This is a genomic window from Herbiconiux sp. 320_LB (genome assembly GCF_059691755.1).
Genome location: NZ_JCAWAD010000002.1, coordinates 311400 through 332174 on the forward strand (window position 1 = coordinate 311400; position 20775 = coordinate 332174).

Below are 20775 nucleotides of genomic sequence, written 5' to 3' on the forward strand. Positions count from 1 at the left end.
GTTGAGACACCGTAGCACCGGGGTGCGCGGAGGCCGCCCGAATCTCTTCGGGCGGCCTCCTTGCATCCATTCGATTACCGGAGGGATGGACGACCTATTCGGTCGGCCAGCCGCCTTCGATCTGGGTCAGCACGTCGGACTGCGGCGTGCCGTCGATCCAGCTGACCATGCCCTTCCAGAACGTTCCGGCGCCCACGGCACCGGGCATCAGGTCGGAGGCGTCGAAGCGGAACGTGGTGTCCGGGTCCTGCAGGATGCCGATGGCCTGCTGCAGGATCGGGCTCGTCGCGCTCTTCGGGTCGAGACCCGTGTTCGCCGAGATCACGCCGCCGAGGGCGACGCGGCTGTTGGCCCACTCGGGGCTCGAGAGGTACTCCTGCACCTTGACGGTGTCGGCGTCGTTCGAGAACGCACCGACGATCTCGCCACCACCGGTGACGGCCGTGTCGCCCTCGGTCACCGGCGGGGTCACGAAGGCCCAGATGTCGGCGTCGGGGCCGACGGTCGCGCCGGCGTCGGTGAGGAAGCCGTCGAAGAACGAGGCCTGGTGGGTGAGCGAGCAGGTGCCCGCGGCCATGGCGTTCGCCACGTCGCCGAACGCCGTGGCGTTGATCGACTTGACGTCACCGAAGCCGGCGTTGACGTAGCTCGGGTTCAGGAGGATGTCGCCGACGGCGGTGAAGGCGTCGGAGATCTTCGGGTCGGTGAACTTGACGTCGTTCTTGACCCACTGGTCGTAGACGTCGGGGCCGGACTGACGCAGGACGAGGTCTTCGACCCAGTCGGTGCCCGGCCAGCCGGTGGCGTCGCCCGAGCCGAAGCCGGCGCACCACGGGGCCGCGCCCAGGGTGGTCTGCATCTTGGCGGTCAGGTCGACCATCTCCTGGTACGTCTTCGGCACGGCCCAGCCGTTGGCCGCGAACTGCTTCGGCGAGTACCAGATGAAGCCCTTGACGCTGGCCATCAGCGGAGCACCGTAGAAGGTGTCGTCGACGGTGCCGTAGGCCTTCCAGTCGGTCGACCAGTACTGGTCGACGTTCTTCTCGACGCCCTCGGGGGCCTTCTGGATGAAGCCGCGCGACGCGAGGTCGGCGAGCAGACCCGGCTGCGGGAAGATCGCGAGGTCGGGCGGGTTGCCACCCTGGGCCCGGATGCCGATCTGCGACTCGAACTCCTTGGACGACTCGTACTGGATGTCGATGTTGTTCGCCTTCTCCCAGTCGGCCCAGGACTGCTCGAGCAGCTCGGCCTCGGTGTCGGCGATCGTTCCGTACACGGTCACGACGCCGTCGGCCTCACCGACGGTGTTGGCGGAGGACCCTCCGCCGGCACCGCCGGAACAACCGACGAGCGCGAGCCCGAGGCCCGTCGCAAGGGCGATGGGTGCTGTGACACGGCGGTGCAAGATGGACCGCATTTCTCCTCCTCATTGAGTAGACGTGAACGGACCGATCAGCCCGCCCACTCTCCGATCGACCGATCGGACTAGGACAGAACGCCCCCGTCAAGGTGCCTCAGGGAGCGGGTGTAGGGAAACCTTTCCATAAGTCTCAGCAATTTACAAGCGACTTCGAGGGGCGGTCGAGAAGGTAACGATTTGGTTGCAGAGAGCGCTCTCACGGACTACTCACGTGAGACCCCTCCGGAGCCCAGTACTGACGCGGAAGCGCTCCGACCCACTAGGATTGTGGAAGCGTTTGCAGGCGTATGACGAGGAGGTCGTGATGTCGGGCATCGAAGACGTCGCGAGTCTCGCCGGCGTGTCCAAGGCGACCGTGTCGCGGGCGCTCAGCGGCCGCGGCTACGTCTCGAGCGAGACGCGCACCCGGGTGACCGAGGCCGCTCAGAGTCTCGGCTACGTCGTCTCCTCCAGCGCATCCAGTCTCGTCACCGGCCGCACGAGCAATGTCGGCGTCATCATCCCGGTGATCAACCAGTGGTTCTTCGGCAGCATCATCGAGGGCGTCGAACGCGCGCTGCTGGATCGCGGCTACGACCTGATGCTCTACAACCTCGCCAAGTCGCGCGCCGAGCGCACGAGGGTGTTCGAGTACTTCCTCGTACGCAAGAGGGTGGATGCGGTGATCGCCGTGACCCTGGAGATCACACCCGACGAGGCCGAACAGCTCCTCGCCCTCGGCAAGCCCATCGCGGGCATCGGCGGCCCACTCGCCGGCATCCCGACCCTCGGCATCGACGACGTGGAGGCCGCCCGGCTCGCGACCGAGCACCTGCTGCTCCTGGGGCACCGCGACATCATGCACGTGGGCGGCGACCTCGACGAGCAGATGGACTTCCATGTCCACAGCAAGCGACTCCAGGGCTACCTGCAGGCGCTCGAGGCCGCGGGCATCCGGTACGACGAGAAGTCGTTCGTGCCCACGCACTTCGACATCCCGGGCGGCTACCGTGCCGGCAAGCAGATCCTCGGCGACCCGCGGCGCCGGCCCACGGCGATCTTCGCGGCCGCCGACGAGGTGGCGATCGGCATCATCCTGGCGGCGCGCGAGCTCGGTCTCTCGGTGCCGGAGGATCTCTCGGTCATCGGCATCGACAACCACCCCCTGGCCGAGATGTTCGGGCTCACCTCGATCGAGCAGCGACCCGACCAGCAGGGCGAGCTCGCGGTCGACTGGGTGATCCGCCAGCTGGAGGAGCCGGGGTGGATGCCGCCGGCCGAGCACGCCTTCCTGCCCGCGACGCTGGTCATCCGCTCGTCGACCGGCCGGCCCCGACGAACCTCCTGAGAACGCCTTAACGGCGGATGCCCCGGGCCAGTGGCCCGGGGCATCCGTTGCGAAGCAGTGAGACTACTTGAGGGTGACGGTCGCGCCGGCCTCTTCGAGCTGTGCCTTGGCCTTGTCAGCGGCCTCCTTGGTCGCGCCCTCGAGCACGGCCTTGGGGGCGCCGTCAACGAGAGCCTTCGCCTCACCGAGGCCGAGGCTGGTGAGGGCGCGCACCTCCTTGATGACCTGGATCTTCTTCTCGCCGGCCGACTCGAGGATGACGTCGAAAGCGGTCTGCTCCTCGACCTCCTCAGCGGGGGCTCCACCGGCAGCGGCGGGGCCGGCGACGGCGACGGGGGCGGCAGCGGTGACCTCGAAGGTCTCCTCGAACGCCTTGACGAACTCGCTCAGCTCGATGAGCGTGAGCTCCTTGAAAGCCTCGAGCAGTTCCTCGGTGGAAAGCTTTGCCATGTTGTTCTCCTTGTTTGGTAGTTAGTTCAACCGCGTGACCGAGCAGGAGCTCAGGACGCGGACTCCTGCTTCTCGCGCAGCGCATCGACCGTGCGAACGGCCTTCGACAGCGGTGCGTTGAAGAGATAGGCGGCTCCGAACAGCGAGGCCTTGAAGGCACCGGCGAGCTTCGCCAGCAGGACTTCACGGGACTCGAGATCGGCCAGCTTGGTGACCTCGGCAGCGGTCAGGGGGTTACCGTCGAAGTACCCGCCCTTCACGACCAGCAGAGGGTTTGCCTTGGCAAAGTCACGCAGCGACTTGGCGACGGCCACGGGGTCACCGTGGACGAAGGCGATCGCGGACGGACCGGCGAGCTCGTCGTCGAACGACGAGATGCCGGCGTTGTTCGCCGCGATCTTGGTCAGCGTGTTCTTTACCACGGCGTATGACGCGTGCTCACGGATGTTGCCGCGCAGCTGCTTGAGCTGGGCAACGGTGAGACCGCGATACTCGGTCAGCAGAACGGCGGTCGAGCTCTGGAAGAGTTCCGTGAGCTCGGCTACCGAGGCTTCCTTGTTCGCCATGGCGCTCCTAGTAATCGTTGATGTGACCGGAATGACCGTCGGCACACACGAAAAAAGCTCCGGCACAGGAGGCCGGAGCGAGAGAACCAGCGAGACGCTGAAAAACTTACTTCGTACACCTGCGCAGGTCTTCGCTCATGCGAATCTTCGATCGAATGCTGCTCGCGCACCATCTGATGACCGGCGGTCTTTGGCCTCGTACATACTAAGCGGCCCGCCCCTGCGACGCAAATCGCAGGTGACGGGCCGCTCGGAGATCAGGTCAGCGGCGGTTGCCGGTGATGAAGCGGAGCAGGAAGACGATGAGCGCGATCACGAGCAGGGCGATTCCGACGTAGAGAAGGAACTGCAGCGATGAGACGAAGCCACCGGTGAACAGCAGGATGATCGCCACGACGACGATGATGATGACGAGGATGTTCATGTGATTCCAGACCTTCCGTAGGCGGGATCGCGTCCCTCGGCCCCGTGGCCGTGATTTTGACCGTACCCCGATCGTCAGGCGAGCGGGAGGGCGACGGTGAAGACCGTACTGCCCGGTTCGCTCCGCACCGCGACCGAGCCGCCGTGCGCATCCACGACCGCCTTCACGATCGCGAGGCCGAGGCCCGTGCTGCCGGCGTGCCGCGAGCGGGAGGAGTCGCCACGCACGAAGCGCTCGAACAGCGTCGGCAGCAGGGCGGGGTCGATGCCCGGGCCGTCGTCGGCGATGGTGACGCGGGCCATCCGGTCGGGCGCGGTGTCGATGCTGCCGGGTGCGGTGGTGCTCCCGCCCGCGATGCCGCTTCCGGGCGCGGTGTCGATCGAGACCCGCACGGTCGTGCCCGCCGGGGTGTGCACCCGCGCGTTCGCAAGGAGGTTCGCGAAGACCTGGTGCAGCCGGGCCGCGTCGGCAGCGACCTCGACGGGCTCCTCGGGGAGGTCGAGCTCCCACTGGTGGTCGGGGCCGGCCGCGTGTGCGTCGCTCACGACGTCGACGAGCACCAGCGAGAGGTCCACGGGTGACACCGCGAGCTCGGGCTTGGCGTCCAGACGGGCGAGCAGCAGGAGGTCCTCGACCAGGGAGGTCATGCGTGTGGCCTCCGACTCGATCCGGCCGAGCGAGTGCGAGACGTCCTCGGGCAGGTCGCCCGAGGTGCGCCGGGTGAGCTCGGCGTAGCCGCGGATGCTCGCGAGCGGGGTGCGGAGCTCGTGACTGGCATCCGCGACGAACTGCCGCACCTTGTTCTCACTCTGCTGGCGGGAGGTGAGGGCCGAGGCGACGTGCTCGAGCATCCGGTTGAAGGCGAGCCCCACGCGCCACACCTCGGATCGCCGGTCGGCGTCGTCGATCGGGACGCGTTCGCCGAGCGCGACGTCGCCGCGATCCAGCGGCAGCTCGGCGACCCGGGTCGCGGTCGCCGTCACGCGGTCGAGCGGGCGCAGCGCGAGGCGGATCACGAGGAAGCCCGCGATCCCGGCCAGCAGCATCGCGCCGGCCGTGACGGCGACGATCACGACGATCTGCTGCGAGAGGGTGCTGGTGACGTCGGAGAGCGGCAGGCCGGTCACCACGATGTCGCCCGCGGTGGTCACGGTCTGCGACTCGATCCGGTAGTCGCCCAGCGAGTCGATCGAGACGCTGGTCGCCTGGCGACCTGGCTCCACGCCGTCGAGCGAGGCGAGCTCGCTCTCGGTCAGGCCCTGGAGGGCGCCGTTCTGGTCGAGCACGAACCCGCTGGTCGCGATCCCGTCCGAGACCACGGCCACGACGGTTCCGGATGCCTGGCCGAGGGTGAGCCCGGACTGCGCGCCCGGCCCGCCCTGCGCGCTCTGGGACAGCGAGATGATCGTGCGGTTGGCGGCCTCGTGCAACTGCGAGTCGAGCCGGTTGAGGAGGAAGCCGTTGAGCGCGACCGTGCTGACCACGCCGATGATGACTCCGGCGAGCGCGATCAGCCCGAGCACGCTCAGGATCAGCGTCCGCCTGAGGGTCACAGCGCGGGTTTCAGCATGTAGCCGGCGCCGCGCACCGTGTGGATCATGGGCGTGCGGCCCGCATCCACCTTCTTGCGCAGGTAGGAGATGTAGATCTCGACGACGCTGGACTTGCCGCCGAAGTCGTAGCTCCAGACCCGGTCGAGGATCTGCGCCTTGCTCAGCACGCGCCGCGGGTTGCGCATGAGGTATCGGAGCAGCTCGAACTCGGTCGCGGTGAGCTCGATCGGGTCGCCGTCGCGGAAGACCTCGTGGCTGTCCTCGTTGAGCTCGAGGTCGCCGACCGTGACGATCGGGTCGTCGGCGTCGGCCACAACGAGGGTGGAACGACGGATGAGCCCGCGCAGGCGCGCCACCAGCTCTTCGAGGCTGAACGGCTTGGTGACGTAGTCGTCGCCGCCCGCGGTGAGCCCGGCGATGCGGTCGTCCAGCGCATCCTTCGCGGTGAGGAAGAGCACGGGCGTCTCGTGCCCGTCGCCGCGCACGCGGCTGAGCACCTGCAGCCCGTCGATGTCGGGCAGCATCACGTCGAGCACGATGACGTCGGGGCGGAACTCGCGGGCCATCGTGATGGCCTGCCTGCCCTCGCTCGCGGTCTTGACCTCCCAGCCCTCGTAGCGCAGGGCCATCGAGAGCAGGTCGGTGAGGGTGTTCTCGTCGTCGACCACGAGGGCGCGCACGGGCGAACCATCGGCTCGGCGCAGACGGGGCTGCTTGGCGGGGGTCGTTTCGATGCTCACGAGTTCCAGTATTGGCAATCGGCTATGAGGAGTCTATGAGCCGTCGGGGTGGTGTCTGAGAATGTCGGTGGCGGGGATGTCTGGCGGCCGGGTCGCTAGCGGTTCGGATGGCTTGGGATCGAGATGTCTGTCGCTGGCGGGGGATGTCCTCGGGTCGGGAGACAATAGGGACGTGTCCGATCTCATGCTCTCCTTCCCGTGGGACGAGCATGCCGTGCCCGCTCCTCCCCCGCCCCACGAGCGGCGGATCGTCGCGCGGTCGACCGACCGGGTCGCGTGGCTCCGGGCCCGCAGCCGCGGGGTCACCGCGACGGATGCCGCCCGGCTGGCCAGTGCCGCCGCCGTGAAGGCGGTCGCCTGGGAGAAGTTCAACGGCTCGGGCTTCGGCGGCAACGCCTTCACCGACCACGGTCGCGCCCGCGAGCCCGAGATCGCCGCCTGGGTGCTGAAGGAGCACGCGATCGAGCCGAGCGTGGCGCTGTTCCACGCGAGCCGCTCGCGGCATCACCTCGCCACCCCCGACGGCATCCGGGTCACCACCTCCGGCGCGCTCGAGCTCGCCGAGATCAAGACGACCTCGAAGCCGTGGTCGCGCATCCCGCGCAGTTATCTGCGGCAGGTCTGGTGGCAGCAGTACGTGCTGGGGGCGGAGCGCACCCTGGTGGTCTGGGAGCAGCACGTCGACTTCGTGCCGCTGGCCAGCGACCCGCGCTGCCAGTGGGTCGATCGCGACGAGTCGCAGATCGAGCTGCTCGTGCACCGGGCCGACGAGCTGCTGGCGTGGATGCGCGGAGAGCGGGGGCGCGCATGAGCGTCGTGCTGCGGGCCGGGCACGGCACCCACCGGGGGCGCGCATGAGCGTCGTGCTGCTGCACGGGCTGGGCGGCACCGGGGCCGACATCCTGGATCAGGTCGGCCCGATCATCCCGTCCGGAACCCCGGTCTTCGCGCCGGACGTGCGCGGTCACGGTTCGCGTGAGCCGCTCGATCCGGCGCTGCCGTCGTCGGCGTTCTCGATCCCGGCGCTGGCCGACGACATCGCCGTGCGCGTCGCCGCCTGGCGCCGGGAGCTCTCGCCCGCCCAGGCGGCGGAGCCGGTGACCGTGATCGGCACGTCGATGGGCGCGGCCATCGCGCTGCGGCTCGGTATGCGCTTCGGGGCCGTCTCGGGCGTCGAGCCCGAATCGGGTTTCGGCGAGCTCGAGCGCCTGGTCTTCGTCCGCCCCGCGTTCACCGACCTGCCCCTGCCTCACAACCTCCGGATGTTCCCGGTCATCGGCGAGCTGCTCGCGGATCGCGGCCCGGAGGAGGGTGCGCGGGTCTTCCTCGACACCGAGATCTACGCCGAGACGCTCGAGGAATCCCCCACCGCCGCGGAGGCGCTGATCGGGCAGTTCCAGAGCCCGGATGCGGCCGCCCGTTCCCGCCGTCTCCTGGAGATCCCGCGCTCGGTGGCCTTCGACGACACCGAGAGCCTCGCCGACATCGCGGTGCCGACCGCGATCGCCTGGGCCCCGCGCGACCCCGTGCATCCAGTCTCGGTCGCCGAGCTCTGGATGGACGAGCTCGACGGCGCCGCCAGCCTCCCCCTCCCGGCCCGCGACGACGGCCCCGAGGCCTACCTCGACGCCACCCGCACCGCCCTCGCCGCCTGGCTCGGCTGGCGCTAGCCCTGGCAGACGAATGGGCCCACGCCTTCCGACGCGGGCCCGTTCGTGACCTAGGTCAGGCGCACGGAGTGAGGTTCGCCACCGCGGCCGACAGCGTCGACGTCCCACCCAGGACGACGATCTCCGACGGAGCGATCCGGTAGATCGCGTCGATCGTGGCCTGCGGCACACAGGTGCTGGGCACGATCATCAGCGGGCTTTCGCTGTAGCCTGCCGCAGCGCCGCCGCTCAGCGCATCGGCGAACCCCGTGCCACTGGCGAGGTACACCCGCGGTGCCGTGGGGAACGCCGCGTTCACAGCGACCGAGGTGTCATAACGGGAGGCACCGGCCACCCGGGGCGTGAGTGCGCCGAAGGCCGTCATCGCGCTCTGCTCGAGCTGCGGCGTTACCGAGTTCGGGCCGCCGACCACGTGCGCCGAGGTGTAGCCGCGTTCGGCGATGAAGGTCTTCTCCGCGTCGGAGAGCGCCGTGCTGTGACCGTCCACGAGCATCATCGACTGCCCGAACCTCACGGCGGCCGGGCCGGCGCTGAGGGCGTCCGGGAAGTCGAGGCCCGACGCGAGCGTCGGAGCCGTCGCGCTGAGGTTGCCGAAAAGGGGATGCATGAGCAGCGAACGCGACGTGGCGAATCGATCGGCTCCGGAGATGCGGTTGACCGTCGCACCGGTCGTCAAGAGTTGGGTGCGGACGTTCTCGGAAATCGAGGAGGGTCCACCCACGAGCGCGATGTCCTTGACGCCGAGTCGTGTGAGTTCGGCCACGACTCCGTCGGGCAGCGCATCAGAGCGAGTGAGAAGGATCGGACCAGCGTTGATTCCCGCGACTCCCGATGCGCTGAGAGCGTCTGCGAACTTCTCCCCGCTCACCACGTAGGCGACGTTCGCTGTCGCGAACGACTGTCGGGAGAGCTCGAGGGCCGTGACGTACCGATCTGCGCCCTGCACCCGGCTAACGGTCGGAGCCGGCTTGATCTGCATCGAACAAGTGGTCAGCTCGTGGCCGTTCGTGCCGTCCGAAAGCGGATAGGTGCTTCTGATCGCGAAGGTGTACATGCCCGTCGTATTCGGCGTCCCCGAGAACGTGGAGTTCGTCAGTTCGATCCCCGGAGGCATCACTCCGGCGAACAGGTCGACGGAGCCGACCGCGACATCCCGAGCCGAGCTCGGCGCCAAGGCGTGACCGGTGTTGGCCGCAGGCTGAGGGCAGACCGGTGTGACGACCGTCTCGGCCGCGTTGGCCCCGGCGCTGCCGGAAGCGACGGAGAGACCCACGAGGGCCAGCAGGGAGAGGGCGGTCAGCCCGATCTGAGGACGAGAGGCCGGGGAGTTTCGAGTCAGGGTCATGATCTTCCATTCGTAGAGAGATCATCAGTTTCCGCCTGATTCCGCTGACCCCGTCCTGAGCAATTGGTACTCAGGAACGGGTGGAACCTGATCGGGCACGGACCGACCGGGACGCTCGGACGGCACGGACCCGTTCTAGACCCGTGTGGCCGCCAGCGCTTCCTGAGAAGCGCTCGTCAGAGGGGCCGGGGCGGGGCGGCGGGTGGACTCGAGGGCGAGGATGGCGGCGAGGCCGACGAGCCAGGCGAGGGCGACGGTGGTGGCCACGAGTTCGAGGATGCCGCCGAGCTGCGTCGCGAGCTGGAGGAGGGAGAGGATGCCGCCGATGCCCGCGATCACCGCGACGACGACGGCCGCGACGAGCGAGAACCGAGCGAGGCGGCGGAACCGGCGGTCGGCGGCGGCCTGCAGCATCACCAGCGCGGCGGCCGCGAAGCCGATCACGGCGCAGACGGTGTGGATCAGGTCCTGCCAGGTGAACGCGGCGCCCACCGGCAGCGGGCAGTACCTCGTGCAGGTGATCTGCGAGGCCACGCCGAACATCAGACCCGCCACGGCGAGCACGATGGTCGACGGAACCACCGCGAGCCAGCGCATCCCGGGCCGGAGCAGGGGTGCCGCCAGCGCCGTCACGATCGCCGCCGAGGCCACGAGGGTCATCGCGATGCGGAAGACCCCGGCGGTCGGTTCACCGGTGGCCCCGAGCTCGCTGACGTAGAGGAACCGATCGGCGCCGAGGCGTGCGACCCAGATGAGCACGAGCCCCGCGGCCGCGAGGAGCGCCCCCGCCCACAGCCCGACTGTGCGCAACGTGCTCATGGGTCTCGGGGCTTCCTGCTCGGGCGGCCGGTGGAGGCCGAGGATCACTGAATGCTACGGCGTCGCGCGCGAGTTTGCACCCCAGTGACGTGACCGTAACACCGGCGAATCATTCACCCCATAACGTGAGGATCAGCCGAAGAGGCGACGCAGTGGAGCGGGAGCCCGAGCCCCCTGGTGTGTGACGAGAGCTGTTGTGTGGCGAAGACGACCGGAAGGGCTGAGGATGATCGAACAGTGGAGCGGAGCGTCGAGGACGACGAGTCCGACACTCACCCACCCCAAGACGATGCGGGCAGCAGTGCTCGCCGAGTTCGGCGCACCGGACGCGTTCTCGATCGCCGAGGTTCCGACACCCGTCCGGATCAACGCCGAGGTGCTCGTCAAGGTCGCCGCGGCCGGAGTCAATCCGATCGACGCCAAGACCAGGGCCGGCAAGGGCGTGGCCGACGCGGTCGCCTCCCTCCCGTGCATCCTCGGCTACGACTTCGCGGGCGTGGTGGTCGAGATCCCGTTCGCCGGGCATCCGCTCAACGTCGGCGACGAGGTGTTCGGCATGATGTCGACGCCGCGCGGCGAGGGCTCGTACGCCGAGTACGTCTCCGTTCCGAGTCTGCAGGTCACCCGCACCCCGAAGACCCTGTCGCTCGTCGAGGCCGGCGCGGTGCCGTTGGCCGCCCTCACCGCCTGGGGCCTGGTCGTCGATCTGGCCAAGGCCCACGAGGGGCAGCGGATGCTCATCACCGGCGCGTCGGGAGGTGTCGGTCACTTCGCGGTCCAGTTCGCCTCCTACTTCGGCGCCCGGGTCGCTGCGACGGCCTCGGCCCGCAACCAGGCGTGGCTCCGTGAGCTCGGTGCGAGCACGGTGCTCGACTACGACCTGACCGGATGGGAGGACCAGGTGTCGGACGTCGACGTCGTGGTCGATCTCGTCGGCAACACGGTCGACGACACCGGGCGGCGCGCGCTCTCGACGCTCCGGCCCGGCGGGTTGATGGTGAACGCTCCCACCGGGAGCTGGCCGACCCTCGACGAGGAGGCCGCCGCCGCGGGCGTGCGCGCGACGACGTTCAAGGTGGCCCCGGATGCCGCGACGCTCGCCGTGGTCGCCCGGCTGATCGACTCCGGCGACGTGCGGGTGCACATCGACCGCGTCTTCCCGCTGGCCGAGATCGCGGCGGCGCACTCGAGCCTCGAATCCGGACACACGCGCGGCAAGCTCGTGCTGCAGGTGGGCGAACTCCCCTTCTGACGGAGTGCTCGTGGCCGTGCGGCTCGCGGTGTCGGCCGCCGCCGCGGCCGCGGCAGCCTCCGTGGCGGCCGTCTCCCGCAGGGTCTTCATGGGCACGGAGTCAGCGCTTCAACTGCGGGCGTGAGTGTCAGCGGACCGCCGAGGATCACGATGCGGTCGGGATCCAGTCGCACCAGATCGTCCAGCACCGGCTGCGGCACGCAGTTCGGCTGCACCACGTAGAGCGGAGCGCGGTCGTGCGCCGCGAGCGGTCCCCCGCTCAGCGCATCCGGAAACGACGCACCGCTGGCGAGGTAGGCGGTCGTCGCCCTGGGGAAGGCCAGCTGATTGATGCGCACCCCGGTCGCGTACCGGTCGGGGCCGCTCACCCTGAGAACCGCCCGCGTCTTCCCGAGGGCGGCCTCGAATTCGGCGCTCACGGTCGAGACACCTCCCGCGATCGTGACCCGGTCGACGCCCCGCGCATCGAGCAGGGCCCGCTCGACGTCGGTGGGGGCGGGTTCGGCTCCGTCGACCAGTAAGACCGGTGATCCCGTTCGGCTCGCCGCGGGCGCGGCGGTCAGTGCGTCTGGGAAGGAGGCTCCCCCGGCGATGTGGATGCTCGAGCCGGCCGGCGCACCGACCGCGCCGTCGCCGATGAGGCTCCGCGACACCTCGTACCGATCGGCGCCCGCCACCCGCACCACCGTGGATCCGGTGCTGGCTCGGGAGAGCTGGTCCATCACCGCGTCGGAGACCGTCCGCTCGCCGCCGACGACCACGATGACGTCCGGCGCGAGCCGGTTGAGCTCGGTGGCGGTGCTGACCGGCACGCTCCGCGCCATCGTCAGCAGCAGGGGCGCACCCCGGGTGGCGGCGACGGATGCGGCGGTCAGCGCATCCGGGAAGGCCTCACCGCTCGCGACGTAGACCAGCTCGCTGTGGGCCAGGCCGAGGGAACGGGATGCGAGCGCGGCCTGCGCGTACCGGTCGACGGCCGCCAGCCGTTGCGGAACGGGAAGCCCCCGCCGCGCGTGCTCCCCGGCGACCGAACCGGCCTCCCCGAGCGCCGAGGCCCTGGCTGGGGCTGGGGCTGGGGCTGGGGCTGGGGCTGGGGCTGGGGCTGGGGCTGCTGATGAAGCGGGTGTGTCGAAGGCGGCCCAGCCGAGCAGCATCGATCCGAGTGCGGCGGCGAGCGCGCAGCGCACCACGAGGTGCCCGGTGGTCATAAGAGGTGGTTCGACGTGTCCATGAACCCATGGTCGCGCCCGGCGAAGGAGCGGTGATATGAGCAATCCCTACCCAGACGCGTTCGCGCCGCCACCGCCCGACCAGCCGATCCGGTGCTGCCTCAGGAAGGAGCGTCGGTCCTGACCGCGAGCAGGTGCTCGAAGACGAAGTCGTCGTGGAGCTCGTCGCCGACGAGGAAGGTCTTCACTCCGACCCGCTCGAAGCCGCTCTTCTCGTAGAAGCGCTGGGCCCGCTCGTTCCGCTGGTTCACGCCGAGCCAGACACTCATCGCGCCGGCCTCGGTCGCGGCCTGCAGCGACGCCTCCATGAGCGCCCGGGCGACACCGTGGCCATGGAAGTTCGCCCGCACGTAGCACTTGCTCAATTCGGCGGTGGGCCGATATCGGACGGCGTCGAGCACCCCCTGATCGGTCGGCTCGCCGACGATCACCAGCGTGTACCCTGCTATCTCGCCGTCGACGTCGGCGAGCAGCACCACGGCGCTCTCGCTCGTGAGGTAGCGGGAGAACTCCGACTCGGAGAGGTGGGACTCGATGAAGGACGTGATCGCCTCGGGCGCGGTTCCGGGAGGGCAGGCGAGTTCGAACGTCTCCGCAGCGACGGCGGCGACGATCCTCGCATCTTCGGGACGTGCCCGGCGAACCCTCGTGACCATGTGTCACAAACTACCCGGACTTCCCCGATCCGCCCCGTCGCCGAACCGTCTCCGCCCAGACCCGAACCCCCGATCCGGGCTCGCATTCGACGCTCGACCCGCATTCGACGCTGCACTCCCGCCCGCGGCGAACCAGGCGCTCCGCCCGGAGCGATCTACCAGCGTGATCACGAGGGCGGAGCGCACCGTCGCCAGGCGAGGTCAGCAGGGCTTCAGCATGTCGACCCGGGAGTCGATCGTGGCGTCACCCCCGAGGATGACGATCTTCGTCGGCTGCAGCCGCACGATCTCCTGCAGCACCGGCTTCGGCACGCAGCTCTTCTGCACCAGGTAAACCGGGGCACCCTGCTCGCCGGCGACCGGAGCGGCGCTGAGGGCATCCGAGAACACCTCGCCGCTGGCCAGGTAGAACGTCGAGGCCGTGGTGAACCACTGGTTCACGGCGACCGCTCCGCTGTACCGGTCGGGACCGCTCGCCCGGGTCACCGAGAAGAGGTCGGTGCCGAGTGCATCCTGCAGATCCTGGCTGACCGAGAGCGGGCCGCCCGCGATCCGGATCGTCTCGGTGTGGAGCGACTCGAGGAGGTCGAGCTCGGCGGTCGAGGGCGCGGTCTTCGTACCGTCGACGAGCAGCACAGGGCCGTTCACCCCGATCGCCGCCGGCGAGGCCGCGAGCGCGTCGGGAAAGTTGTTGCCCGACGCCAGGTAGACCTCGGGCGCCGTCGGCACTCCGAACATCGGATCGGCGATCAACTTGCGCGACCCCGCGAAGCGATCGGCGCCCCAGATGCGCGTGACGGTCGCGTCACCGAAGTCGGCGGTGAGCCCGGTGACGACCGACTCGGCCACCGATGCCGGCCCGCCGACGACCACGATGTCGTCCGGCGAGAGCCTGGTCAGCTCGGCGCGGGTGCTCGCGGGGAGCGTGCCCGCCTGGGTGAGCAGCAGCGGCGCCCCGTGCACCCCGGCGACCGAACCGGCGCTCAACGCATCGGCGAACTTCTCGCCGCTCGCGAGGTAGACCAGGTGCGACCCGGTCGTGAATTGCGACGCCGAGACCTTCGCGGCCTGGTCGTACCGATCCGTGCCCTGGATGCGCGAGGGCGTCGGCGGGGTCTTCACCGTCATCGTGCAGACCATGGTCTCGGCCGGCACGTCCTCCTTCTCGACCTTCAGAGTGAACGTTGCGGTGCCTGCGGTGCTCGGCGTACCCGAGAAGGTGTTGCCCGAGAGCACGACGCCCGCGGGCAGGGTGCCGGCGGAGACGGATGCGACGGCCCGCGCATCCACCTCGGACAACGCGCTCGACGGTACCAAATCGATGCCCTGGTAGGCGGTGGTCTGCGGGCACACCGGGCCGGCGCCGACGGCGAAAGCCGCCCCGGCGGGCCCGGCCACCGCGAGGGCGGCGAGCACGGCGGCGCCGAGGACGGCACCGCGATGAAGAAGAGAACGAGTCACGTCGGGTCACTTTCTGGAGGAGGAGCAGGGGATGGGTCCTGTCATCCTGCAGTCCGATCGACCCGCACCGTTATGAGTACTTCCTACCCACGCCGCACCAAACCAAGCCGACCTCGCCCCCCCCAACGCAGAAAGGGCCCGCCGTGAGGCGAGCCCTTCCTGGTGCCACGCGCGAAGCGCGGCGAAAGCGAACTACTAGATCGCGTTGACGTCCAGCGGGATGCCGGGGCCGAACGTGGTCGACACAGCGCCCTTCTGGATGTAACGGCCCTTCGAGGCGCTCGGCTTGAGACGCACGACCTCTTCGAGGGCGGCCTTGATGTTGTCGTCGAGCTGCTCGGGGGTGAAGCCGGCCTTGCCCACGACGAAGTGCACGTTGGCGTGCTTGTCGACGCGGAACTCGATCTTTCCACCCTTGATCTCGTTGACGGCCTTCGCGACGTCGGGGGTCACGGTGCCGGTCTTCGGGTTGGGCATGAGGCCACGCGGGCCGAGCACCTTTCCGAGACGACCGACCTTGCCCATGAGCTCCGGGGTCGAGACGGCGGAGTCGAACGAGGTGTAGCCGCCGGCCACCTTCTCGATCAGCTCGTCGCCACCGACCTCGTCGGCGCCCGCAGCGATCGCGGCCTCGGCCGCAGGGCCGGTCGCGAACACGATGACACGGGCGGTCTTGCCGGTGCCGTGCGGGAGGATGACGGTGCCGCGGACCATCTGGTCGGCCTTACGCGGGTCGACGCCGAGCTTCAGCGCGACCTCGACGGTGCTGTCGAACTTCGACGAACCGGTCTCGCGAGCCAGGTTGACGGCCTCGGACGGGGTGTAGTACTTGCCGGCTTCGATCTTCTCGGCCGCGGCCCGGTAGGCCTTTGACTTCTGTGCCATTTCCAGCCTCCTCCTTATGCCTCGACCGTGATGCCCATGGAACGGGCGGTGCCGGCGATGATCTTCTCTGCAGCTTCGATGTCGTTCGCGTTCAGGTCGACCTGCTTCTGCTCGGCGATCTGACGGACCTGGTCACGGGTGAGCTTCGCGACCTTGACGGTGTGCGGGGTCGACGAGCCCTTGGCGACGCCGGCGGCCTTCTTGATGAGCTCCGCCGCGGGCGGGGTCTTCAGGATGAAGGTGAAGGAGCGGTCTTCGTAGACCGTGATCTCGACGGGGATGACGTTGCCGCGCTGCGACTCGGTCGCCGCGTTGTACGCCTTGCAGAACTCCATGATGTTGACGCCGTGCTGACCGAGCGCCGGGCCGATGGGCGGGGCGGGGTTGGCGGCGCCGGCCTGGATCTGAAGCTTGATCAGACCTGTGACCTTCTTCTTCGGTGCCATTTCTTCTCTTTTCTATCGAGCCGCGCGAAGGCGGCGCTCCCACCACGGGGCTTCTCCCCGCAGTGGTGTAGCGGATGCCCGCGAGGGCAACCGCAAGATTCTAGCCGAAAAGCCTGAGAGGCTCTACAGCTTGGTGACCTGGTCGAACGAGAGCTCGACGGGGGTCTCGCGCTCGAACAGGGAGACGAGGACCGTGAGCTTGCCGCTCTCCGGCTTGATCTCGCTGATCGAACCGGGAAGGCCGGCGAACGAGCCCTCCTTGATCGTGATCGTCTCGCCGATCTCGAAGTCGACCTCGGCCGGGATCGAGCGGGCGACGGCCTTGCCACCCTTGCCACCCGCGGTCTTCGCGGCCGGCACGTCCTTGACCTCGACGAGGCTCTTCAGCATGTTGAAGGCCTCCTCGAAGCGGAGGGGCGTCGGGTTGTGCGAGTTGCCGACGAAGCCGGTCACACCCGGGGTGTGACGGACGACGGACCAGCTGTCCTCGTTGAGGAACATGCGCACGAGCACGTAGCCCGGGATGCGCACGCGAGTCACCAGCTTGCGCTGGCCGTTCTTGATCTCGACGACGTCCTCCATCGGGACCTCGACCTGGAAGACGAAGTCCTCCATGCCCATCGAGGTCTTGCGGCTCTCGATGTTCGACTTCACGCGCTTCTCGAAGCCGGCGTAGGAGTGGATGACGTACCACTTGCCGGGCAGCGAACGCAGCTCGGCGCGGAAGGCGTCGTAGGGGTCGACCTCGGCCGCATCCTCATCGCCCTCGGCGGTGACGGCAGCGGCGGAGTCGGCGGCGTCCGAGTCGACGGCGGCAGCCTCGCCCTCGTCGAGCGGCTGGTCGGCGACGGCGGCATCCGGGTCTTCGAGCACGTCGAGCACCGCGGCGGCCTCGTCGAAGTCGCCGATGTTCAGCGCATCGTCGACCACAGCATCCGCTTCGGGATCCGCCGCCTCGTCGATCGCCTCGAGGAGAGCGTCGAGATCGGCGGGCACGCCGACTTCTTCGGGCTTTGAGTCAGACACGAAAGTTGTATTCCAATTCTTGTTGGTTCAGCCGGCTTGGTTCAGCCGGCTCAGGCCGGGGGATTTCCGAAGACGACCACCGCGAGCCAGCCGAACAGCTGGTCGAGACCGAACACGATCGCCATCATGATGACCACGAAGACCAGCACGACGAGCGTGTAGTTCACGAGCTCACGACGGGTCGGGGTGACGACCTTCTTCAGTTCTGTGAAGACCTGCCTGATGAACAGGGCGATCCGGGCGAACGGGTTGCGCCGGGCAGCCCGATCTTTCTTGGCATTCTCGACGACATCCTCGGAAGGTTCGTCGATTACTTTTCGTGCCACCGTTTCAGTACCTTTCACAAGCCGGTGCAGGGCGGACAGGACTCGAACCTGCAACCTGCGGTTTTGGAGACCGCTGCTCTACCAATTGAGCCACCGCCCTTGGGGAGACAAATCGCGCCGCTTCGCTACACTCACCTCAGGGACGACCTGAAAAATTGGCATAGAAAAGCTTGGCGGATTCAACCACCGTCAGCCAGTGTAAGCGACATCCGATACGACCGCAAAGGCGACCGAGGAGCACCATGCGCACCAGCCCGTTCCGCGTCGGATTCGTGGCCACCCTGGGGGCGCTGATCGCCGTGGCCCTCGGATTCGCCTTCGTCCAGCTCTCGACGGTGGTGATCTGCATCCTCGCGTCGCTGTTCCTGGCGCTGGGGCTCGACCCCCTGGTGCGCTGGCTCACCCGCCGGAAGATCCCCCGCGGCTGGTCGATCCTGCTGGTGTTCGCGATGGTGATCGCGTTCGCCGTGCTGGTCGTCTTCCTCGTCATCCCGGCCGTCGTCGACCAGACCACCGAGCTGGTCTCCAATCTGCCCGGGGCGGTCAGGAGCGTGACCCAGGAGAAGTGGTTCAGCGAGGTCTTCGGCTCCTCGGTCGACACCCAGAAACTCGTGGGCGACCTGGAGACCTACCTCTCCGACCCCAACAACCTCGCCACGCTCGGCGGCGGCGTGCTGAAGATCGGCATCGCCCTGGTCAACGGGATCTCCGGCGGCATCCTGGTGCTCGTGCTGACCCTGTTCTTCCTCGGGTCGCTCGAGGCCGTGAAGAGCAGCCTCTACGTGCTGGTGCCGATGTCGAAGCGCGAGGGCGTCGTCTCCATCACCGAGCAGATCGTGCGCTCGATCGGGAAGTACGTCAGCGGTCAGGTGATCCTCGCCGGCACCAACGGCGTGTTCGGGTTCATCGCGATGATGATCATCGGCGTGCCCTACGCGGGCGCGCTCGCCGTGGTCGCGTTCCTGCTCGCGCTGATCCCGCTGGTCGGCACGGTGATCAGCGCGGTCCTGGTCACCTTCATCGGGCTCACCGTCTCACCGGGCACCGCGATCGCGATCGGGATCTACTTCCTGGTCTACATGCAGGTGGAGGCCTACTTCTTCAGCCCGCGCGTGATGAACAAGGCGGTCGACGTCCCCGGCATCCTCGTCGTGATCGGCGCGCTCGTCGGCGGAACGCTGCTCGGGGTGCTCGGCGCGCTGATCGCGGTGCCCGTGGTGGCGTCGCTCCTGATCATCGTCAAGCAGGTCGTGGTGCCGCGCCAGGCGGTCCGGTGAGCGACGACCTGATCAGCGCCCCGACGCTGATGACGAGCGCGATCGCGCTGTTGACCATCGCCAACCCGATCGGCAGCCTGCCGATCTTCCTCAATCTCACCGCGGATTTCGAACGGGCCCGCCAGCGGCGCATCGGCATCCTGGTCGGCCTCGCGGTGTTCGCGGTGCTGACGGTGTCGCTCCTGATCGGCAAGCTCATCCTCCAGGCCTTCAGCATCGACCTGACCTCATTCCAGATCGCGGGGAACCTGCTGGTGGCCTCCATCGGATGGGGCATGCTGACCGCCAAGGCGAACGTGCTCACCGCGACGGGCACGCAGTCGCCCGTGGTGGTCCCCCTCGCGATCCCGCTGATCGCGGGGCCCGGCGCGATCAGCCTGGTCATCACCTTCGCCGAGAACTACGGCACACCCCTCGACCTGCTGGCCGGCGTGCTGGTGAACCTCGGCGTCGCGCTCGTGATCGCGGTGGCGCTGTTCTTCGCCCCCGAGGTGGCGCGGGTGGTGAAGCCGACCGGGATGAGCATCGTCACCCGCATCTTCGGCCTGCTGCTGCTCTCGATCGCGGTGCAGTCGATCCTCGGCGCGCTCACCACCGCCTTCCCGGTGCTCACCAAGTAGCCTGGTGGTGTGACGAACCACCCCCGCATCTCGAAACGAATCGCCGCCATCGACGAATCCGCGACCCTCAAAGTGGATGCGAAGGCCAAGAGCCTGCAGGCCGCCGGTCGCCCGGTCATCAGCTACGCGGCGGGCGAGCCCGATTTCGCGACCCCGGCGCACATCGTCGAAGCCGCGGCCGCGGCGGTGCTCGATCCCAAGAACTACCGGTACACGCCGGCCGCCGGGCTGCCGGAACTCCGCGAGGCGATCGCCGCGAAGACCCTTCGCGACAGCGGTCTCGAGGTCGCGCCCTCGCAGGTGATCGTGACCAACGGCGGCAAGCAGGCCGTCTACCAGTCGTTCGCCACCCTGCTCGACCCGGGCGACGAGGTGCTCGTGCCGACCCCGTTCTGGACCACGTACCCCGAGGCGATCGCCCTCGCCGGCGGCGTGCCCGTCGAGGTCTTCGCGGGCAGCGACCAGGACTACCTCGTCACCGTCGAGCAGCTCGAGGCGGCGCTGACGCCCCGCACGAAGGTGCTGCTGTTCGTCTCGCCCTCGAACCCCACCGGCGCCGTCTACTCGCCCGAGCAGACGAAGGCGATCGGTGAGTGGGCCGACGCCAACGGCCTCTGGGTGATCAGCGACGAGATCTACCAGAACCTGGTCTACGACGGCCTCCGCTCGGTCTCGATCGTCGAGGCGGTGCCCGCCCTCGCCGACCGAACCCTGCTCGTGAACGGCGTCGCGAAGACCTACGCGATGACAGGATGGCGGGTCGGCTGGATGGTCGGGCCCCAGGACGCGATCAAGGCCGCGTCGAACCTGCAGTCGCACCTCTCGTCGAACGTCGCGAACATCTCGCAGCGCGCCGCCATCGCCGCCCTCAACGGGCCGCAGGACACGGTCGAGGTCATGCGCGAGACCTACCAGCGCCGCCGTTCGCTCATCGTCGACGGCCTCAACACGATCAACGGGATGCACGTGCCGACGCCCGAGGGCGCCTTCTACGTCTACGCCGACGTGACGGGCCTCCTGGGACGCACCTGGGGCGGGGTGACGCCGACGACGTCGCTGGAGCTGGCCGACCTCATCCTCGACCAGATCGAGGTCGCGACGGTGCCCGGCGAGGCGTTCGGCCCGAGTGGGTTCCTGCGGCTGTCGTACGCTCTGGGCGACGAGGCGCTGCTCGAAGGTGTGGCGCGGTTGCAGCGGCTGTTCGGCTGAGCACGTCCCTGTATCGGGTCATCCCCCGTTTTGGGTTATCCCAAGGTTGCTGAGTGATCTTCAGGTAAGGGTCG

Annotated in this window: 22 protein-coding genes and 1 tRNA gene; 7 read left to right on the plus strand and 16 right to left on the minus strand. The window is 68.6% G+C overall.

Annotation, left to right across the window (positions count from 1 at the left end):
* Nucleotides 1-94: 94 nt before the first annotated feature.
* On the minus strand, nucleotides 95-1417 hold the full coding sequence (locus AC59HU_RS05535; RefSeq protein WP_497222357.1) for an ABC transporter substrate-binding protein: 1323 nt from the start codon (nucleotides 1415-1417) through the stop codon (nucleotides 95-97).
* Nucleotides 1418-1724: 307 nt separating this feature from the next.
* On the opposite strand from AC59HU_RS05535, the gene AC59HU_RS05540 reads away from it, so the two are divergent.
* Complete coding sequence (locus AC59HU_RS05540; protein WP_497222358.1) at nucleotides 1725-2747, plus strand: LacI family DNA-binding transcriptional regulator; 1023 nt, start codon at nucleotides 1725-1727, stop codon at nucleotides 2745-2747.
* Between the two features lie 63 nt (nucleotides 2748-2810).
* Here AC59HU_RS05540 and rplL read toward each other — a convergent pair whose 3' ends face one another.
* The 5 genes from rplL to AC59HU_RS05565 all read right to left on the minus strand — a co-directional run bounded on the left by rplL (nucleotide 2811) and on the right by AC59HU_RS05565 (nucleotide 6474).
* Nucleotides 2811-3197, minus strand: coding sequence for a 50S ribosomal protein L7/L12 (rplL, locus tag AC59HU_RS05545; protein ID WP_497222359.1), 387 nt, complete (start codon nucleotides 3195-3197; stop codon nucleotides 2811-2813).
* A 50-nt stretch (nucleotides 3198-3247) separates the two neighbouring features.
* Complete coding sequence (gene rplJ / locus AC59HU_RS05550; protein ID WP_137837783.1) at nucleotides 3248-3763, minus strand: 50S ribosomal protein L10; 516 nt, start codon at nucleotides 3761-3763, stop codon at nucleotides 3248-3250.
* Nucleotides 3764-4025: 262 nt separating this feature from the next.
* Nucleotides 4026-4187, minus strand: coding sequence for a hypothetical protein (locus tag AC59HU_RS05555; protein WP_497222360.1), 162 nt, complete (start codon nucleotides 4185-4187; stop codon nucleotides 4026-4028).
* A 74-nt stretch (nucleotides 4188-4261) separates the two neighbouring features.
* Entirely contained in the window at nucleotides 4262-5740 is a 1479-nt protein-coding gene (locus AC59HU_RS05560; RefSeq protein ID WP_497222361.1) for a sensor histidine kinase, read from the minus strand.
* Nucleotides 5737-6474: a response regulator transcription factor gene (locus AC59HU_RS05565; protein WP_497222853.1), complete on the minus strand. Its 738-nt coding sequence runs from the start codon at nucleotides 6472-6474 to the stop codon at nucleotides 5737-5739. The genes AC59HU_RS05560 and AC59HU_RS05565 overlap by 4 nt, the downstream gene beginning before the upstream one ends.
* A 190-nt stretch (nucleotides 6475-6664) precedes the next feature.
* Here AC59HU_RS05565 and AC59HU_RS05570 point away from each other — a divergent pair, with 190 nt between their 5' ends.
* Both AC59HU_RS05570 and AC59HU_RS05575 read left to right on the plus strand, forming a co-directional pair.
* Nucleotides 6665-7291: a YqaJ viral recombinase family protein gene (locus AC59HU_RS05570; RefSeq protein WP_497222854.1), complete on the plus strand. Its 627-nt coding sequence runs from the start codon at nucleotides 6665-6667 to the stop codon at nucleotides 7289-7291.
* A 43-nt stretch (nucleotides 7292-7334) separates the two neighbouring features.
* Nucleotides 7335-8150, plus strand: a complete 816-nt coding sequence (locus AC59HU_RS05575) for an alpha/beta fold hydrolase (protein ID WP_497222362.1) — start codon at nucleotides 7335-7337, stop codon at nucleotides 8148-8150.
* 55 nt (nucleotides 8151-8205) lie between these two features.
* Here the strand turns inward: AC59HU_RS05575 and AC59HU_RS05580 are convergent, their stop codons facing one another.
* Together AC59HU_RS05580 and AC59HU_RS05585 are read right to left on the minus strand one after the other, a co-directional pair.
* Nucleotides 8206-9495: a cell wall-binding repeat-containing protein gene (locus tag AC59HU_RS05580; protein ID WP_497222363.1), complete on the minus strand. Its 1290-nt coding sequence runs from the start codon at nucleotides 9493-9495 to the stop codon at nucleotides 8206-8208.
* Nucleotides 9496-9630: 135 nt separating this feature from the next.
* Nucleotides 9631-10314 (minus strand): DUF998 domain-containing protein, encoded by a 684-nt coding sequence (locus AC59HU_RS05585; RefSeq protein ID WP_497222364.1) that lies wholly within the window; start codon nucleotides 10312-10314, stop codon nucleotides 9631-9633.
* Between the two features lie 226 nt (nucleotides 10315-10540).
* Here AC59HU_RS05585 and AC59HU_RS05590 point away from each other — a divergent pair, with 226 nt between their 5' ends.
* Nucleotides 10541-11566, plus strand: coding sequence for an NADP-dependent oxidoreductase (locus AC59HU_RS05590; RefSeq protein ID WP_497222365.1), 1026 nt, complete (start codon nucleotides 10541-10543; stop codon nucleotides 11564-11566).
* 86 nt (nucleotides 11567-11652) lie between these two features.
* Here the strand turns inward: AC59HU_RS05590 and AC59HU_RS05595 are convergent, their stop codons facing one another.
* The 8 genes from AC59HU_RS05595 to AC59HU_RS05630 all read right to left on the minus strand — a co-directional run bounded on the left by AC59HU_RS05595 (nucleotide 11653) and on the right by AC59HU_RS05630 (nucleotide 17695).
* On the minus strand, nucleotides 11653-12774 hold the full coding sequence (locus AC59HU_RS05595; protein WP_497222366.1) for a cell wall-binding repeat-containing protein: 1122 nt from the start codon (nucleotides 12772-12774) through the stop codon (nucleotides 11653-11655).
* A gap of 122 nt (nucleotides 12775-12896) precedes the next feature.
* On the minus strand, nucleotides 12897-13451 hold the full coding sequence (locus tag AC59HU_RS05600; RefSeq protein WP_497222367.1) for a GNAT family N-acetyltransferase: 555 nt from the start codon (nucleotides 13449-13451) through the stop codon (nucleotides 12897-12899).
* A 201-nt stretch (nucleotides 13452-13652) separates the two neighbouring features.
* Complete coding sequence (locus tag AC59HU_RS05605) at nucleotides 13653-14912, minus strand: cell wall-binding repeat-containing protein (RefSeq protein WP_497222368.1); 1260 nt, start codon at nucleotides 14910-14912, stop codon at nucleotides 13653-13655.
* Between the two features lie 195 nt (nucleotides 14913-15107).
* On the minus strand, nucleotides 15108-15797 hold the full coding sequence (rplA, locus tag AC59HU_RS05610) for a 50S ribosomal protein L1 (protein WP_497222369.1): 690 nt from the start codon (nucleotides 15795-15797) through the stop codon (nucleotides 15108-15110).
* Between the two features lie 14 nt (nucleotides 15798-15811).
* Entirely contained in the window at nucleotides 15812-16243 is a 432-nt protein-coding gene (gene rplK / locus AC59HU_RS05615) for a 50S ribosomal protein L11 (protein ID WP_497222370.1), read from the minus strand.
* A 123-nt stretch (nucleotides 16244-16366) separates the two neighbouring features.
* Nucleotides 16367-17269 (minus strand): transcription termination/antitermination protein NusG, encoded by a 903-nt coding sequence (nusG, locus tag AC59HU_RS05620; protein ID WP_497222371.1) that lies wholly within the window; start codon nucleotides 17267-17269, stop codon nucleotides 16367-16369.
* A 50-nt stretch (nucleotides 17270-17319) separates the two neighbouring features.
* Nucleotides 17320-17595: a preprotein translocase subunit SecE gene (secE, locus tag AC59HU_RS05625; RefSeq protein WP_497222372.1), complete on the minus strand. Its 276-nt coding sequence runs from the start codon at nucleotides 17593-17595 to the stop codon at nucleotides 17320-17322.
* A 27-nt stretch (nucleotides 17596-17622) separates the two neighbouring features.
* Nucleotides 17623-17695 (minus strand) — tRNA-Trp (locus tag AC59HU_RS05630).
* A 142-nt stretch (nucleotides 17696-17837) separates the two neighbouring features.
* Here AC59HU_RS05630 and AC59HU_RS05635 point away from each other — a divergent pair.
* The 3 genes from AC59HU_RS05635 to AC59HU_RS05645 are packed head-to-tail and all read left to right on the plus strand — an operon-like array spanning nucleotide 17838 to nucleotide 20701.
* Nucleotides 17838-18872, plus strand: a complete 1035-nt coding sequence (locus tag AC59HU_RS05635; RefSeq protein WP_497222373.1) for an AI-2E family transporter — start codon at nucleotides 17838-17840, stop codon at nucleotides 18870-18872.
* On the plus strand, nucleotides 18869-19492 hold the full coding sequence (locus tag AC59HU_RS05640) for a MarC family protein (RefSeq protein ID WP_497222374.1): 624 nt from the start codon (nucleotides 18869-18871) through the stop codon (nucleotides 19490-19492). Before AC59HU_RS05635 ends, AC59HU_RS05640 begins: the two co-directional genes overlap by 4 nt.
* Before the next feature lie 9 nt (nucleotides 19493-19501).
* Nucleotides 19502-20701 carry a pyridoxal phosphate-dependent aminotransferase gene (locus tag AC59HU_RS05645; protein ID WP_497222375.1) on the plus strand — a complete coding sequence of 400 codons (1200 nt, stop codon included), beginning with the start codon at nucleotides 19502-19504 and terminating at the stop codon, nucleotides 20699-20701.
* The last annotated feature ends 74 nt before the right edge of the window (nucleotides 20702-20775 follow it).